Origin of the sequence: Sinorhizobium sp. CCBAU 05631, assembly GCF_002288505.1 — a bacterium.
GTDB classification, from domain to species: Bacteria; Pseudomonadota; Alphaproteobacteria; order Rhizobiales; family Rhizobiaceae; genus Sinorhizobium; species Sinorhizobium fredii_C.
Map to the genome: position 1 here is coordinate 638,037 of NZ_CP023063.1, position 14,804 is coordinate 652,840.

Below are 14,804 nucleotides of genomic sequence, written 5' to 3' on the forward strand. Positions count from 1 at the left end.
GACATTCCATGGTTCGCCTGCGCGGCCACCATCTCCTGTGTCTGCTGACCTATGTCGGCAAGGGCTACACGGCCGCCTTCACCCGCAACTATCTCGGGATCGCCGCCCGCCTTTCCTCCGGCGAGGCGATCGAAATCGTCCAAGGCCCGGACGATATCTGCGCTCCCATGCTGGATGATCCCGACGCCCATTGCCGGAACGACAGTGTTCTTGACCGTGACGACAAAGCCTTGACCGCCGTCGCCGATCTGCTGGGCATGTCGCTGACGGCCGGCTCGGTCCTCCAACTGGACGGCGAGCGCCTGGAGCGGCTGCGTGCCGCGTTTGCGGCAGACTCGATACGGGCAGCCTGCGAGGCGTGCGAATGGGCGCAGTTTTGCACACGGATCGCGGGCGACGGTTTTGCCGACGCGCTCGTCAAGGCCAAGCGCCTATAGCGGAAAGAGCTCCAGGAAGGCTTTTTCGCCCCTGTCGGTGAAACGGATCACGCGGCTGTCCTTCTCGCGTTTCGCCCAGCCGTTGTCGATGAACAGCCTGAGCAGCGCCTCGCCGAGCGAGCCGGCGAGATGCGAACGGCGTTCGCTCCAGTCGAGGCAGGTTCGGCAGATCGGCCGTCGGGATTTTTGAAGCGCGGGGTAGTCGATGCCGAGCGCCTCGATGCGATGCCGTCCTGCATCGGTCAAGGCGAGGTCCTCTCCAGTCACTTCGATCTGGCGCTCCGCGACCAGACTGTCCAGCAGGCGCACGCCATAGTCGCCGGCGAGGTGGTTGTAGCAGATGCGCGCCTTTCTGAGCGCCGGATCCTTCGGCCCCGGCCGATGCCGCGTCAGGCCGCGGCTGGCGGCGAAACCCATGAGGCTTTCGAGCATCAGCCCAACCTCGTCTTCGGCCAAGGCATAGTAGCGATGCCGACCCTGCTTGCGCTGCGTCAGCAATCCGCCGGCCTCGAGCTTGGCGAGATGCGAGCTCGCGGTCTGCAGCGTGATGCCGGCGTGCGCCGCAAGCTCCGTTAGCGTCAGCGCCTCGCCGCCCATCAGCGCGGTCAGCATGTTGGCGCGGGCCGGATCGCCGATCAGCGATCCGATGAGGGCGATATCGGGACCTTCCTTCATACTTCGATCGTAGTCGAAGCATTCCGGCCGAACAAGCGGGCATGATGCAAATCATCAACAAGGAGAAGATCATGATCACCTGCTTCATTCGCTACGAGATCGATCCGTTCCGCAAGGAGGATTTCGCTACCTATTCCCGCAATTGGGGCGAGGCCATTCCACGCTGCGGTGCCGACCTCATCGGCTATTTCGGTCCGCACGAAGGCTCGGCGACGACCGCCTATGGCGTCTACAACATCGAAAGCCTCGCCGCCTACGAGGCGTACCGGGCGCGTCTTGCCGCCGATCCGCTCGGCCGCGAGAATTACGAATTCGCGCGGCGCGAGCGTTTCATCCTCAAGGAGGACCGCATCTTCCTGAAGAACGTCTCGCTGCCACATGGGAAGGAGTGATGCGATGATCGCGGTGATTTTTGAGGTTCTGCCGGCCGAGGGCAAGCGCGAAGCCTATCTCGCCCTTGCCGCCGACCTGCGGTCGCTGCTCGACGGGATAGACGGCTTCATCTCGATCGAGCGATTCCAGAGCCTTACCGATCCGAACAAGCTGCTGTCGCTCTCCTTCTGGCGCGACGAAGCGGCGGTGAAGGCCTGGCGCAAGGGTGCGGAACATCGCGCGGCACAGGCCGCGGGGAGGAATGGCGTCTTCGCCGACTATCGCCTGCGGATCGCGGCGGTCGTTCGCGACTACGGCCTCAACGAACGGCATGAGGCGCCAGCGGACAGCCGGGAGTGGCACGAGCACGATACGAACTGAACGAGAGGGGCATGGCAGCGACGCAAATTTCCCGGGCGGCCTTCAAGCTTTGGTAACCATCTTCGGTAACCATAAGTGCTATAGTCAGTCCCGAGTAAGCGTATTTGCGAGTTGCCCATGTCTTCAGTTGTTTCGCTTGCCGAAATCTCCCGAGCCGCCCGTCCGCTGAGCTGGCTGGACAGCATCATCAAAGGAGATTGCGTGGCTGCGCTGAACGCGCTCCCCGACAATTCGGTAGACGTCGTCTTCGCCGATCCGCCCTATAATCTGCAGCTGGGCGGCATGCTGCACCGGCCGGACCAGTCGCTGGTCGACGCTGTCGACGACGAATGGGACCAGTTCGCTTCCTTCGAGGCCTATGATGCCTTCACCCGCGCCTGGCTGCTTGCCTGCCGCCGCGTGTTGAAGCCGACCGGCACACTCTGGGTAATCGGCTCCTACCACAATATCTTCCGGGTCGGCGCGATCCTGCAGGACTTGCATTTCTGGATCCTGAACGACATCATCTGGCGCAAGACCAATCCGATGCCGAACTTCAAGGGTCGCCGCTTCCAGAACGCCCACGAAACGCTGATCTGGGCGACGCCGAACGCCAAGGCCAAGGGCTACACCTTCAATTACGAGGCGATGAAGGCCGCGAACGACGACGTGCAGATGCGCTCCGACTGGCTGTTCCCGATCTGCTCCGGTTCGGAGCGGCTGAAGGGCGACGACGGCAAGAAGGTGCATCCGACGCAGAAGCCGGAAGCGTTGCTCGCCCGCATCCTGATGGCTTCGACCAAGCCCGGCGACGTGGTGCTCGATCCCTTCTTCGGCTCCGGCACCACCGGCGCGGTTGCCAAGCGCCTCGGCCGCCATTTCGTCGGCATCGAGCGCGAACAGGACTATATCGACGCCGCAGCCGAACGCATCGCCGCAGTCGAGCCGCTCGGCAAGGCGACTCTGTCCGTGATGACCGGTAAGAAGGCCGAACCGCGCGTCGCTTTCAATACGCTCGTCGAGAGCGGCTTGATCAAGCCCGGCACGGTGCTGACCGATGCTAAGCGCCGCTACAGCGCCATCGTGCGCGCCGACGGCACGCTTGCCTCTGGCGGCGAGGCCGGCTCGATCCACCGCCTCGGCGCCAAGGTTCAGGGCCTCGACGCCTGCAACGGGTGGACGTTCTGGCATTTCGAAGAAGGGAATACTCTGAAGCCGATCGACGAACTCAGATCCGTCATTCGAAATGACCTGGCAAAACTGAACTGATCAACCAGTTCCGCTTGGGTCTTCGAAAAAGCGCTCTGCCCGGTTTTGTACCTTCAGTCCCGGGAGGAGAGCTTTAAACGCCCGGAATCCGTAAGGGATTCCGGGCGTTTGTATGAGGTGGGATGCCCTCCCGCTGCCGCGACCTTCTCCCTTGACGGGGAGAAGGGGCACGCCGCGCCGCCTCAGAGGAAGAAATCGTCGACCCGCAGGCTGGTGACGCCGTTCACCTTGATCTGGAAGTCGGCATAGCCGTCGCCATTGACGTCGCCGGACAGGACGCCGGAGCGGAAGTTCAGTTCGCCGGCGTCTCCCGAAAACGCGCTGCCGCCGATGAAGGTGAATTTCTGATTGCCGCTCCAGGTCGTGTCGGCATCGATCGTCGAAAGGTCGATGACGTCGAACTCGGAGCGGCGGAAATCGGCGATCACGTCGCGGCGGGAGCCGACCACCGATTCGGAGATCGCGTTGAAATCGAAGCTGTCGGTGCCGGTCCCGCCGACCAGATAGTCGAAGCCACTGCCGCCGCGCATGATATCGGCGCCGGAGCCGCCATAGAGATCGTCGTCACCGCTGCCGCCGTCGAGGAAGTCGTCGCCGGCGAGGCCCTCGATAATGTCGTGGCCGCCCAGCCCGCGCAGCGTGTTGGCAACAGAACTGCCGGTGATATCGTCATGGCCGTAATTCGTGCCGGTGGCGTTCTCGATGCTAATGAGGTCCTCGCGCCGGCCGCTGCCGGTGGTCGCGTATTTGTTGCCGAGGTCGATCGTCACGCCCTTGCCGCGCTCCGAGCTCCAGTCGTCCTGGAACTGGTAGCTGACGGTGTCGATGCCGGTGCCGCCGTTGAAGTAGTTGTTGAATCCGGCCGAGAGGAAGGTGTCGTTGCCACTTTCGCCGTAATAGTCGCTGGCATAGCCGTCGATTTCGAAGCGGTCATTGCCGCTGCCGGCATAGACGACATCGTAGGAGCTCGTGTCGCGTGCCCGGATGTCGGCAACATAGATGTCGTTTCCGGCACCCATATAAATGTCGTTGCCGCCCTCGTAGGAATTCACCACGAGATCATTGCCGTAGCCCGCATCGACGTAGTTGTATCCGCCGTAGCTGTCGGTCCTGTTCAGGTAGATGTCGTCGTCGCCGTCATAGCCATAGATTTCGACCTCGATATAGCTGTTCTGCTTGAGGATATCGGCGTAATTCGTACCGTAGATGCGCGTGACCATTAGCTCGACCTTTTCAGCGAAGGCGTTGAAATCTAACGCGGATCATGGAGGAGCAAAGCTGAATGGCGGGTGAACCGAATGCGGCGTTTTCGTGAATTCGCTGGCCGGTTCGGCGGTCAGGATCGCGCTGTCAGGCCTGGGTCGCCACTGCCGGACCGACACCGTCAAGCACGTCCAACGGTTGCACGCCATAGGCTGCCAGATCGGCCCTCAGCCTTTGGGCATCGACGAAGTGCACGGCCTGCCAGCCCGCCGCCCGGGCGCCTTCAACATTGGCCAGGCTGTCGTCGATGAAGATCGTCGCCGCGGGGTCGAGACCGAAGGTACGGGCATGGGTCCAGTAGATTTCGACATCCGGCTTGATCAGCCCGACGTCGCCCGAAACCGTGACGCCGCGCGGCAGCGTCAGGAAGGGAAAGCGCTTCTGCGCCTCGCGGAACGTGTCGGAGGCGAAGTTGGTCAGCATCGTCACGTCGCGGCCTTCGGCGATCAGGCTTTCCATCAGCGCGACCGTATCTTCATAGGCGTGCGGCACCATCTCGTGCCAATGCCGGCGGAAGGCGCGGATATGCTCTTGCCGTTCCGGATGCTCCTCGATCAACAGCGCCTCGGCCTCCTCCCAGGAACGGCCCCGGTCCTGTTCGATGTTCCAGTCGTGGGTACAGACATTGGCGAAGAACCAGCTGCGTTCCGCCTCGTCCGGGATGATCCGCGCGTAGGGGATCTGCGGATCGTAATGGATCAGCACCTTGCCGATGTCGAAAACGATGTGGCGGATGTCGACGCTGCTCATTGGTAATCCTGCGGCGGGTTGAACGAGGTTGCGGCCTTGCCTTACACGGCTTTGAATGCGTGCGGTATAGCCTGCGTGATTGCTTTTTTCATGACGGTCGGCAATGCCTGCCCCTTCAAAGACGCGATCGGCTCCCACCAGCCCTCGGCGCAGGCCACGGCCTTCGCGACTTTGGCACGGTAGACCGAGAGGCGCAGTTCGAAATGCGTGAAGACATGCGTGACAGTGCCGCAGGCTTCCCAGGCGGCCGCGAAAGGCTGCGCCTCTACCGAGGTCTCGCCGTCGCGGCGCGCGGTCCAGCCCGTGCCCGGCACTTCCGTCATGCCGCCAAGGAGGCCCGTCTCGGCGCGCTTGCGCAGATAGACGGCATTAGCACCATCGATCGCCACGAAGGCGGCGCCGAGGCGCAGCGGCTTTTCCTTCTTCGCCCCCTTGCGCGGAAACGTCTCGGGATCGGCGACGGCGAGCGCCCGACAGTTCGAGCGGAAGGGACAGAGCGCGCAGGCGGGGCGCTTCGGCGTACAGATCGTGGCACCGAGATCCATCATCGCCTGGGCGAAATCACCCGGCCGGTCGGACGGCGTCAGTTCCGAGACGAGCCGGCGCATTTCCGGCTTGGCGGCGGGAAGCGGCGTCTCGATCGCATAGAGGCGGGAAATCACCCGCTCGACATTGCCGTCGAGCACGGCGCTCCTGCGGTTGAAGGCGATCGCCGCAACCGCGGCCGCTGTATAGTCGCCGATGCCGGGAAGGGCTTTCAGTCCTTCCTCCGTCTCCGGGAAGCGGCCGCCATGGTCGCGCGCCACCGCCTCGGCGCATTTCTTCAGATTGCGCGCCCTGGCATAGTAGCCGAGGCCGGCCCAGGCCTTCATCACCTCTTCGGTTTCGGCGGCGGCCAGGTCTTCAACCGTCGGCCAGTGCCTTAGAAACTTGTCGAAATAGGCCTTGACCGCCTGCACGGTGGTCTGTTGCAGCATGACTTCGGACAGCCAGACATGGTAGGGATCGGCGACGGCGCCGCGCGCTGCCATCGGCGGCGAGACACGCCACGGCAGATCGCGATGGTGGCGATCGTACCAGTTGAGCAGCACGGTGGCGGCTTCGGCCGCCTTTAGCGTGTCGAGCGTCATTTGCCGGAGAGTCCCTTTCCGGCCTATACTTGGCCGACGCCCGCTTGGGCTTCAAGGCTCGATCGAAGTTGCGAACAGAAAGTCGTTCCGGTGAGTGAAGCGAAGTCCCGCAAGGGCGTTGTGCAGATCAGCGAGGTTGCGAACGGGCTGATCGATCCGGTGCTGGCCAAGCGCGCCGGCATCAACACGATGCTGCTCGGCTCCTGGGACGAGATCGCCGGCGCGGAGTTCGCCGACTGCACGCGGCCGGAAAAGATCGCCTGGCCGCGGCGCGCCTCGGAGATCGGCAGCGATGGCGGCTACCAGCCCGGCGTGCTGACGGTTGCCTGTGAAGGCGCAAGGGCGCTTTTCCTGACCCATGCCCAGGGCGAACTGATCCAGCGCATCAACGGCTTTTTCGGCTTCCATGCGATCGGTCAGCTTCGAATCGTCCAGAAGCCTGTCGCACCGCCGCCCAAGCCCTACCGGCGGCCGCGGCCGCTGACCGGCGAACCGGCACGCCGGCTCGACACCATGGTTGAAGGCATCGAGAGCGAGGCGCTGAAGGCCGCACTGAAGCGGCTCGGCACGGCGGTCCTGTCTCAGCGCCGCAAGTAGTTCACCATCAAGGGGTCACAATTCTTTGAATTCAGTTGAAACAGTGCCCCTTGTCGCCTTGCACTGAGCAAGTTATCGAAATCACAACTCAATTTTCCCCTCCTAGAACACGGGTCCTTCCATGTCCGCTTCCGAAACGAGCCTTCCGAAACGCCTGCTGAGCGGTGTCGCCGTCGCGGCGATTGCCCTGGTGCTTGCAGCCTGCAGCGAAGAAAAGAAGGAGGCGGCTTCCAAGGCGCCGGCTGAAACAACGGCCAGCGCGGACGCGACGACCACCGGCTCCACCGCCGCGACGCCGGCCGCTTCCGGCCAGGCGAAGTCCGCCGCCACCGAGGTCGCGCAGTCTTCCGCCCCGACCGCCAAGGCCGAGTTGCCGCAGTCGGAAGGCAGCGTCGACGTGCAGAAGCTGATGGAGCCCAGCGCGCTTCCGGAAATGGCGCTCGGCGAGGCCAATGCGCCGGTAACGATCGTCGAATACATGTCGATGACCTGCCCGCACTGCGCCAACTTTCACAACAAGACCTTCGACGCCATCAAGACGAAATATGTCGACAGCGGCAAGGTGCGCTTCGTCATCCGCGAATTCCCCTTCGACCCGCGCGCCGCGGCCGCCTTCATGCTGGCGCGCTGCGCTCCGGAGGGACAGTATTTCCCGATGATCTCCATGCTGTTCAAGCAGCAGGAACAATGGGCCGCCGCGGAAAACGGCCGCGATGCACTGCTGCAGATGTCGAAACTCGCCGGTTTTACACAGGAGAGCTTCGAGGCCTGCTTGACGAACCAAAAACTTCTGGATGATGTGAACGCAGTCATGCAGCGCGGCGCCAAGGAGTTCGGAGTGAAATCGACGCCGACCTTTTTCGTGAATGGCGAGCACTATTCGGGGGACATGTCGGTTGACGTTATGTCGGCCCTCATCGACAGCAAGCTCTGATCCTTCGCTCTTCCTGACAACGGGCGACGGCTGCGGCCGTGCGCCCGTTTCTTATGTTCGGGAACCCGTAAGGTTTGGCCATGCCTCACACTGACGTTCCGCCGAAAACTCGCTCCAATGCGCGCCGCATGCGGAGTGTGATGACCGACGCCGAGGTCAAGCTGTGGAACGAGTTGCGCGCACATCGACTGATGGGCCTCGGCTTTCGCCGACAGGTTCCGGTCGCGGGTTATATCGTCGATTTCGCTTGCCCCGCACATCGACTGATCATCGAAGTCGATGGTGCGCAGCATGCGAAACCGGGTGATGCCGACTACGATCGGCAGCGTACGCTCCGACTGGAGACCGCTGGCTGGACTGTCTTGCGTTTCTGGAATGACGACGTGCTGCGCGACATTGACAAATGTGTGCGAGCATATCGTTCGGGTTATCGGGAAGGGGACATTCGAGTGATGCGCTCGTGGCTCACCCCCCTCTGCCCTGCCGGGCATCTCCCCCACAAGGGGGGAGATCGGCAAGTGGCGATGTCCCGCTCGACCAAATACCTGTCGCTTGGGTCATTTTTAGTGGGGCTTTCGGCACATTCGGCTTTGATGTCGCGGAAGCCCATGCGTCTAGCCGACCTCCCCCCTTGCGGGGGAGATGCCCGGCAGGGCAGAGGGGGGTGCAGCGCGGTCGCCGCACATCGCAAAGGGGGGTATCGCGCCCCATGAAATTCAACAAGCTGCGCCTGCTCGGCTTCAAATCCTTCGTCGAACCGACCGAATTCATCATCGAACGGGGCTTGACCGGCGTCGTCGGGCCGAATGGCTGCGGCAAGTCCAACCTCGTCGAGGCGCTGCGCTGGGTGATGGGAGAGAACTCCTACAAGAACATGCGCGCCTCCGGCATGGACGACGTGATCTTTTCCGGTTCGGGCAACCGGCCGGCGCGCAATACCGCCGAGGTCGGTCTTTACCTCGACAATGGCGACCGCACGGCGCCCGCCGCGTTCAACGACAGCGACGAGATCCAGGTGACGCGCCGGATCGAGCGCGAGCAGGGATCGGTCTACCGGATCAACGGCAAGGAGGCGCGGGCAAAGGACGTCCAGCTGCTCTTCGCCGACGCCTCGACTGGCGCCCGCTCGCCGTCGATGGTCGGGCAGGGCAGGATCGGCGAGCTGATCGCCGCAAAGCCGCAAGCCCGCCGGCAATTGCTCGAAGAGGCAGCCGGCATTTCCGGCCTGCACTCGCGCCGTCACGAGGCCGAGCTGCGGCTGAAGGCGGCGGAGACCAATCTCGAACGGCTCGATGACGTCACCTCGCAGCTCGAAAGCCAGATCGAGAGCCTGAAGCGCCAGTCGCGTCAAGCCAACCGCTTCAAGATGCTGTCGGCGGAAATCCGCCGTCACGAGGCGATCCTGCTCCACATCCGCTGGGTACAGGCGAAGGAGGCCGAAGCCGAGGCGACCAGCCAGTTGAACCAGATCACCGCGCTCGTCGCCGAAAAGGCACAGGCGCAGATGGAAGCGGCCAAGCATCAGGCGATCTCGAGCCTCAAGCTGCCGGAGCTGCGCGAGAACGAGGCGAAGCTTGCAGCAGCGCTGCAGCGCCTGCAGATCGCCCGCGCGCAGCTCGAAGAAGATGCCGGGCGCATTCTGCGCCGGCGCGACGAATTGCAGCGGCGGCTCTCGCAGCTTGCCGAGGATATCGCCCGCGAGGAGCGGCTCATCGCCGACAATGCCGGCATCCTTGCCCGCCTCGACCTGGAGGAGGAAGAGCTGCGCGACGCGCTCGCCGAGGCGGACGAGCGTGCCGCGGAGGCGCGAGAAAGGCTGGAGGACGCCAACGAAAGGCTTTCCGGCAGCGAAGCCGATCTCGCCGGGCTTACCGCCGAGCGCGCCGAAGCGCAAGCGGCGCGCAACCAGCTCGACAGGACGCTGCGCGACCTCGCCGAGCGGCAGGCGCGCCTTGCCCGTCAGCTCGCCGATCAGGGGCGCGACCTCGAAAGCCTCGACCGGCAGATGGCGGCCCTCCCGGACCCGCACGAGAAGCAGGGGCAGGTGGAGGCCGCGGAAGCGGCGCTGGAAGAGGCCGAGGCGGTGGTCGTCGCCGTGGAGGAAAACCTTGCCGAAGCGCGGGCGGAAGAAGCGGCGGCCCGCCAGCCCGTCGACCAGGCGCGGGCGCGGCTGAACGGCATTGAAACCGAGGCGCGCACGATCCGCCGGATGCTGGAAGCGGCCGGCGCCAGCGCCTATCCGGCGGTCGTCGAGGATATGAAGGTGGAGCGCGGCTTCGAGACGGCGCTCGGCGCAGCATTGGGCGACGACCTCGATTCGCCGCTGGAGCAGGCGGCTGCCGCCCATTGGCGCATGCCCGGCGACCACGCCGACGACCCCGCCTTGCCCGGCGGTGCCTTGCCGCTCAGCGACTATGTCAGCGCCCCGGAGGCGCTGGGCCGCACGCTCCGCCAGATCGGCATCGTCGGAAACGAATCCGAGGCTGAGCGCCTGTTGCCGCTCCTGAAGTCCGGCCAGCGGCTGGTGACGAAGGAAGGCGCTGTCTGGCGTTGGGATGGGCACGTCACCGGCTCGGAAGCGCCGAGTGCTGCCGCCTTGAGGCTCGCGCAGAAGAACCGCCTTTCCGAGCTCGAGGCGGAGGCCGAGGATGCGGCTGAGGTGCTGCGCCGGGCGGAGGCGGATCTCGCCGCCGCCGGCGCGCGCATTCGTGCCGAGGACGAGCGGCTGCGGCTGTCGCGCGATGCCCAGCGGATGATCTCCAGGCAGCTCGCCGAGGCGCGCGACGCTCTAGCTGCGGCCGAACGTGCCTCCGGTGATCTCGTTCGCCGCCGGGCGGTGCTTGCCGAGACGAAGCTTCAGCTCGAGGCTCAGGTCGAAGAGGCGGCCGAGCAGATCGAGGCGGCGAACGACGCACTGGCCGAGGCGTCCGACCCCTCGGAACTCGAGCTGCGGCTGCGCACCCGGACGGCGGAGGTTGCGACGGACCGCGCCGCGGTCGCCGAAGCGCGCGCCGCGCATGACGGACTTGCCCGCGAAAACGAGGCGCGCCTGCGCCGGCTGACGGCGATCGCTGCGGAACGCGAGACCTGGCGGGCGAGGGCGGCGAGCGCCGAGGAGCACATCGCGACACTGCGCGACCGCGAGGCGGAAGCGCGCGAGGAGGTCGAGGAGCTCGTCGACGCACCCGACGAGTTCGACGACAAGCGCCGCGCCCTGGCAAACGAGTTGCAGAAGGCGGAGACGGCGCGCCGCCAGTCGGCCGACATCCTCGCCGAGGCGGAGACCCGCCAGCGTGAAGCCGATCGCCTTGCCGCGGCGGCGCTCTCGGAACTCGCGGAAGCGCGCGAAAAGCGCGGCCGAGCCGAGGAACGGCTCGTCTCGGCCCGCGAGCGGCGCGTCGAGGTCGAGGCGCGCATACTGGAGGCGCTTTCCTGCGCACCGCACGAGGCGATGCGCCTCACGGGACTGGCCGCCGATGCGGCGTTGCCCGACATGCGAGCCGTCGAGCGTGAGCTTGAGCGGCTGAAGATCGAGCGGGAGCGCCTCGGCGCCGTCAACCTGCGTGCCGACGAGGAGCAGAAGGAGCTTTCTGAACGGTTGGCGGCACTCCTTAAGGAGCGCGATGACGTCATCGAGGCGATCCGCAAGCTCCGGAGCGCCATCCAGAACCTCAATCGCGAGGGACGCGAACGGCTGATTGCCGCCTTCGACGTGGTCAATGTCCAGTTCCAGCGGCTCTTCACCCATCTCTTCGGCGGCGGCACCGCGGAACTGCAACTGATCGAGAGCGACGATCCGCTGGAGGCCGGCCTCGAAATCCTCGCCCGGCCGCCGGGCAAGAAACCGCAGACCATGACCTTGCTTTCCGGCGGCGAGCAGGCGCTGACGGCGATGGCGCTGATCTTCGCCGTCTTCCTCACCAATCCCGCGCCGATCTGCGTGCTCGACGAAGTCGACGCACCGCTCGACGACCACAATGTCGAGCGCTACTGTAACCTGATGGATGAAATGGCCGCCTCGACCGAGACGCGCTTCATCATCATCACCCATAACCCGATCACCATGGCCCGCATGAACCGCCTGTTCGGCGTCACCATGGCCGAGCAGGGTGTTTCGCAGCTTGTCTCCGTCGACCTGCAGACGGCCGAGCGCATGCGCGAAGCGGTCTGAACCGGCGGGCCATCCGCAGACGAGAGAGGCGACAGGCGCTGCTGCATTTTTGATGCACTGCAGCAAAAATCTTCGCCGAGTGCATTTTCAGGCCGAACCATATACTGTAGATCGTCCATCGAACTGTTTCTGGGTGGAGAACAGGCATGACGAAATGGGTCTACACCTTCGGCGGAGGCAAGGCCGAAGGGAGTGCGGGGGATCGCAATAGGCTGGGCGGCAAGGGCGCGAACCTTGCCGAAATGTGCAATCTCGGCCTGCCGGTGCCCCCCGGCCTGACCATCGTCACGGATGCCTGCAACAGCTATTTCGACAACGGCCGGGAAATGCCCGAAGGCCTGCGCGAGCAGGTCCGCGAGGGCATTGCCCGGATGGAAGAGATCACCGGGCGCGTTTTCGGCGATACGGACCATCCGCTGCTTCTCTCGGTCCGTTCCGGAGCCCGCGCCTCGATGCCCGGCATGATGGATACGGTCCTCAATCTCGGTCTCAACGATCAGTCGGTGCACGCGCTCGGACACGATGCCGGCGACGCGCGCTTCGCCTGGGACAGCTACCGCCGCTTCATCCAGATGTATGGCGACGTCGTGATGGGCGTGGATCACGAGATCTTCGAAGAAATCCTCGAGGAAGAGAAGGCGCGGCTCGGCCACGAGCAGGATCCGGAGCTTTCGGCCGTCGAGTGGCAGCATGTCATCTCCCGCTACAAGGAAGCGATCGAGGAGGTGCTCGGCGAGCCCTTTCCGCAGGATCCGGAAGTCCAGCTCTGGGGTGCGATCGGCGCGGTCTTCTCGAGCTGGATGAACCCGCGTGCCATTACCTACCGGCATCTGCACGCCATTCCGGCTGCCTGGGGCACCGCCGTCAACGTTCAGGCGATGGTGTTCGGCAATCTCGGCAATTCGTCGGCAACCGGCGTCGCCTTCACCCGCAACCCGTCGACCGGCGCAAAGGAACTCTACGGCGAATTCCTGGTCAATGCGCAAGGGGAGGACGTGGTCGCCGGCATCCGCACGCCCCAGAACATCACCGAGGCCGCCCGGATCGCGTCCGGCTCCGATAAGCCGTCGCTGGAAAAGCTGATGCCGGAGGGCTTCGCCGAGTTCGAGGCGATCTGTCAGACGCTTGAGCGCCACTACCGCGACATGCAGGACCTCGAATTCACCATCGAGCGCGGCAAGCTCTGGATGCTGCAGACCCGCTCCGGCAAGCGCACCGCCAAGGCGGCGCTGAAGATCGCCGTCGACATGGCCGAGGAGGGCCTGATTTCCAAGGAAGAGGCCGTGGCGCGCATCGATCCGGCTTCGCTCGACCAGCTCCTGCATCCGACCATCGATCCGCATGCCCGCCGCGACATCATCGGCTCGGGGCTGCCGGCCTCGCCGGGGGCGGCGACGGGCGAGATCGTCTTCACCTCCGAGGAGGCGGTGCAGGCCGTCAAGGAAGGCCGCAAGGTCATCCTGGTCCGAGTCGAGACGAGCCCGGAGGACATCCACGGCATGCATGCGGCTCAGGGCATCCTGACGACACGCGGCGGCATGACGAGCCACGCCGCCGTCGTCGCCCGCGGCATGGGCACGCCCTGCGTCTCAGGCGCCGGCAGCATCCGCGTCGATCAGCGGGGCGAGCTGCTGATCACCGCGAGCGTCACCCTGAAGAAGGGTGAGGTGATCACTATCGACGGATCGTCGGGCCAAGTGCTGAAGGGCGAGATCGCCATGCTGCAGCCGGAGCTTTCGGGTGATTTCGGCAAGATCATGCAATGGGCCGACCAGAGCCGCCGGATGACGGTGCGCACCAATGCCGAGACGCCCGCCGATGCGCGTGCCGCCCGCTCCTTCGGCGCCGAAGGCATTGGCCTCTGCCGCACAGAGCACATGTTCTTCGAGGACGACCGCATCAATGTGATGCGCGAGATGATCCTCGCCGAGGACGAGGAGGGCCGGCGTGCGGCACTTGCGAAGCTCTTGCCGATGCAGCGCTCCGACTTCGTGGAGCTCTTCTCGATCATGCACGGCCTGCCGGTGACGATCCGCCTTCTCGATCCGCCGCTGCACGAATTCCTGCCGAAGACCGATGAGGAAATTGCCGAAGTCGCCGGCGTTCTGGCGCTCGACCCGGCGCATCTGCGTCAGCGGGTCGATGCGCTGCACGAGTTCAATCCGATGCTCGGCCATCGCGGCTGCCGGCTCGCGATCTCCCATCCGGAAATCGCCGAAATGCAGGCCCGCGCCATTTTTGAGGCGGCCGTCGAGGCGGCGCGCAGCACAGGTGCGCCGGTGGTTCCCGAGATCATGGTCCCGCTCGTCGGGCTGCGCGCGGAACTCGACTATGTCAAGGAACGGATCGATGCGGTCGCCAAGGAAGTGATCGGCGAGGCAGGCATCGGCATCGATTATCTGGTCGGCACGATGATCGAACTGCCGCGCGCCGCCTTGCGCGCCGACGTGATTGCCGAAGCGGCCGATTTCTTCTCCTTCGGCACCAATGACCTGACGCAGACGACCTTCGGTATTTCGCGCGACGATGCGGCCCAGTTTCTGGCCACCTATCAGCAGAAGGGCATCATCGAGCAGGATCCGTTCGTCTCGCTCGACTTCGACGGCGTAGGCGAACTGATCCAGCTTGCCGCCGAGCGCGGCCGCCGCACCAAGAACGGCCTGAAGCTCGGCATTTGCGGCGAGCATGGCGGCGATCCGGCGTCAATCCGCTTCTGCGAGGAGGCCGGGCTCGACTATGTTTCCTGCTCGCCCTTCCGCGTGCCGATCGCCCGGCTGGCGGCCGCACAGGCGGCGATCAAGGGCAACGGCAAGACCGAGGCGCTGGCGGCAAGTTGACGGCTGGCC

The 14,804-nt window shown here is 64.8% G+C and carries 12 protein-coding genes and 1 pseudogene; 9 read left to right on the forward strand and 4 right to left on the reverse strand.

The genetic code is table 11. The features are described from left to right. Positions 1-8: 8 nt before the first annotated feature. Positions 9-437: a DUF1284 domain-containing protein gene (locus SS05631_RS03010; protein ID WP_037413424.1), complete on the forward strand. Its 429-nt coding sequence runs from the start codon at positions 9-11 to the stop codon at positions 435-437. Here the strand turns inward: SS05631_RS03010 and SS05631_RS03015 are convergent. Continuing rightward, the gene (locus tag SS05631_RS03015) at positions 432-1,112 is read right to left on the reverse strand and encodes a winged helix-turn-helix domain-containing protein (protein ID WP_037413425.1); all 681 of its coding nucleotides are present in this window, start codon (positions 1,110-1,112) and stop codon (positions 432-434) included. The genes SS05631_RS03010 and SS05631_RS03015 overlap by 6 nt on opposite strands. 71 nt (positions 1,113-1,183) lie before the next feature. On the opposite strand from SS05631_RS03015, the gene SS05631_RS03020 reads away from it, so the two are divergent. From SS05631_RS03020 to SS05631_RS03030, 3 genes are all read left to right on the forward strand, one after another. Beyond that, positions 1,184-1,504, forward strand: coding sequence for an NIPSNAP family protein (locus SS05631_RS03020; protein ID WP_037413749.1), 321 nt, complete (start codon positions 1,184-1,186; stop codon positions 1,502-1,504). 4 nt (positions 1,505-1,508) lie between these two features. After that, a complete protein-coding gene (locus tag SS05631_RS03025) occupies positions 1,509-1,865 on the forward strand; it encodes an antibiotic biosynthesis monooxygenase (RefSeq protein ID WP_037413428.1) in 357 nt (118 codons plus the stop codon). A gap of 117 nt (positions 1,866-1,982) precedes the next feature. Further along, on the forward strand, positions 1,983-3,113 hold the full coding sequence (locus SS05631_RS03030) for a site-specific DNA-methyltransferase (protein WP_037413429.1): 1,131 nt from the start codon (positions 1,983-1,985) through the stop codon (positions 3,111-3,113). Positions 3,114-3,295: 182 nt separating this feature from the next. Here SS05631_RS03030 and SS05631_RS03035 read toward each other — a convergent pair whose 3' ends face one another. The 3 genes from SS05631_RS03035 to mutY form a co-directional block, all read right to left on the reverse strand. Next, positions 3,296-4,333 carry a calcium-binding protein gene (locus SS05631_RS03035; protein WP_037413430.1) on the reverse strand — a complete coding sequence of 346 codons (1,038 nt, stop codon included), beginning with the start codon at positions 4,331-4,333 and terminating at the stop codon, positions 3,296-3,298. A 130-nt stretch (positions 4,334-4,463) separates the two neighbouring features. Continuing rightward, on the reverse strand, positions 4,464-5,126 hold the full coding sequence (locus tag SS05631_RS03040) for an HAD family phosphatase (RefSeq protein ID WP_037413432.1): 663 nt from the start codon (positions 5,124-5,126) through the stop codon (positions 4,464-4,466). Positions 5,127-5,167: 41 nt separating this feature from the next. Next, positions 5,168-6,256, reverse strand: a complete 1,089-nt coding sequence (gene mutY / locus SS05631_RS03045) for an A/G-specific adenine glycosylase (protein WP_037413435.1) — start codon at positions 6,254-6,256, stop codon at positions 5,168-5,170. Positions 6,257-6,346: 90 nt separating this feature from the next. Between mutY and SS05631_RS03050 the strand changes: the two genes are divergently transcribed. The 5 genes and pseudogenes from SS05631_RS03050 to ppdK all read left to right on the forward strand — a co-directional run bounded on the left by SS05631_RS03050 (position 6,347) and on the right by ppdK (position 14,795). Beyond that, on the forward strand, positions 6,347-6,853 hold the full coding sequence (locus SS05631_RS03050; RefSeq protein WP_037413437.1) for a DUF721 domain-containing protein: 507 nt from the start codon (positions 6,347-6,349) through the stop codon (positions 6,851-6,853). Positions 6,854-6,974: 121 nt separating this feature from the next. Then, the gene (locus SS05631_RS03055) at positions 6,975-7,787 is read left to right on the forward strand and encodes a DsbA family protein (RefSeq protein WP_037413439.1); all 813 of its coding nucleotides are present in this window, start codon (positions 6,975-6,977) and stop codon (positions 7,785-7,787) included. An 80-nt stretch (positions 7,788-7,867) separates the two neighbouring features. Then, positions 7,868-8,240, forward strand: a pseudogene (locus SS05631_RS03060) (DUF559 domain-containing protein). A gap of 256 nt (positions 8,241-8,496) precedes the next feature. Further along, on the forward strand, positions 8,497-11,958 hold the full coding sequence (gene smc, locus SS05631_RS03065) for a chromosome segregation protein SMC (RefSeq protein WP_037413440.1): 3,462 nt from the start codon (positions 8,497-8,499) through the stop codon (positions 11,956-11,958). Positions 11,959-12,104: 146 nt separating this feature from the next. After that, positions 12,105-14,795: a pyruvate, phosphate dikinase gene (gene ppdK / locus SS05631_RS03070; protein WP_037413442.1), complete on the forward strand. Its 2,691-nt coding sequence runs from the start codon at positions 12,105-12,107 to the stop codon at positions 14,793-14,795. The last annotated feature ends 9 nt before the right edge of the window (positions 14,796-14,804 follow it).

Excerpts from the sequence above, each read along its gene's own strand:
- ppdK (WP_037413442.1), top strand. The coding sequence starts at position 12,105 with ATGACGAAATGGGTCTACACCTTCGGCGGAGGCAAGGCCGAAGGGAGT.
- SS05631_RS03015 (WP_037413425.1), bottom strand. The coding sequence starts at position 1,112 with ATGAAGGAAGGTCCCGATATCGCCCTCATCGGATCGCTGATCGGCGAT.
- smc (WP_037413440.1), top strand. The coding sequence starts at position 8,497 with ATGAAATTCAACAAGCTGCGCCTGCTCGGCTTCAAATCCTTCGTCGAA.
- SS05631_RS03040 (WP_037413432.1), bottom strand. The coding sequence starts at position 5,126 with ATGAGCAGCGTCGACATCCGCCACATCGTTTTCGACATCGGCAAGGTG.
- SS05631_RS03035 (WP_037413430.1), bottom strand. The coding sequence starts at position 4,333 with ATGGTCACGCGCATCTACGGTACGAATTACGCCGATATCCTCAAGCAG.
- SS05631_RS03020 (WP_037413749.1), top strand. The coding sequence starts at position 1,184 with ATGATCACCTGCTTCATTCGCTACGAGATCGATCCGTTCCGCAAGGAG.
- mutY (WP_037413435.1), bottom strand. The coding sequence starts at position 6,256 with ATGACGCTCGACACGCTAAAGGCGGCCGAAGCCGCCACCGTGCTGCTC.
- SS05631_RS03010 (WP_037413424.1), top strand. The coding sequence starts at position 9 with ATGGTTCGCCTGCGCGGCCACCATCTCCTGTGTCTGCTGACCTATGTC.
- SS05631_RS03055 (WP_037413439.1), top strand. The coding sequence starts at position 6,975 with ATGTCCGCTTCCGAAACGAGCCTTCCGAAACGCCTGCTGAGCGGTGTC.
- SS05631_RS03030 (WP_037413429.1), top strand. The coding sequence starts at position 1,983 with ATGTCTTCAGTTGTTTCGCTTGCCGAAATCTCCCGAGCCGCCCGTCCG.
- SS05631_RS03025 (WP_037413428.1), top strand. The coding sequence starts at position 1,509 with ATGATCGCGGTGATTTTTGAGGTTCTGCCGGCCGAGGGCAAGCGCGAA.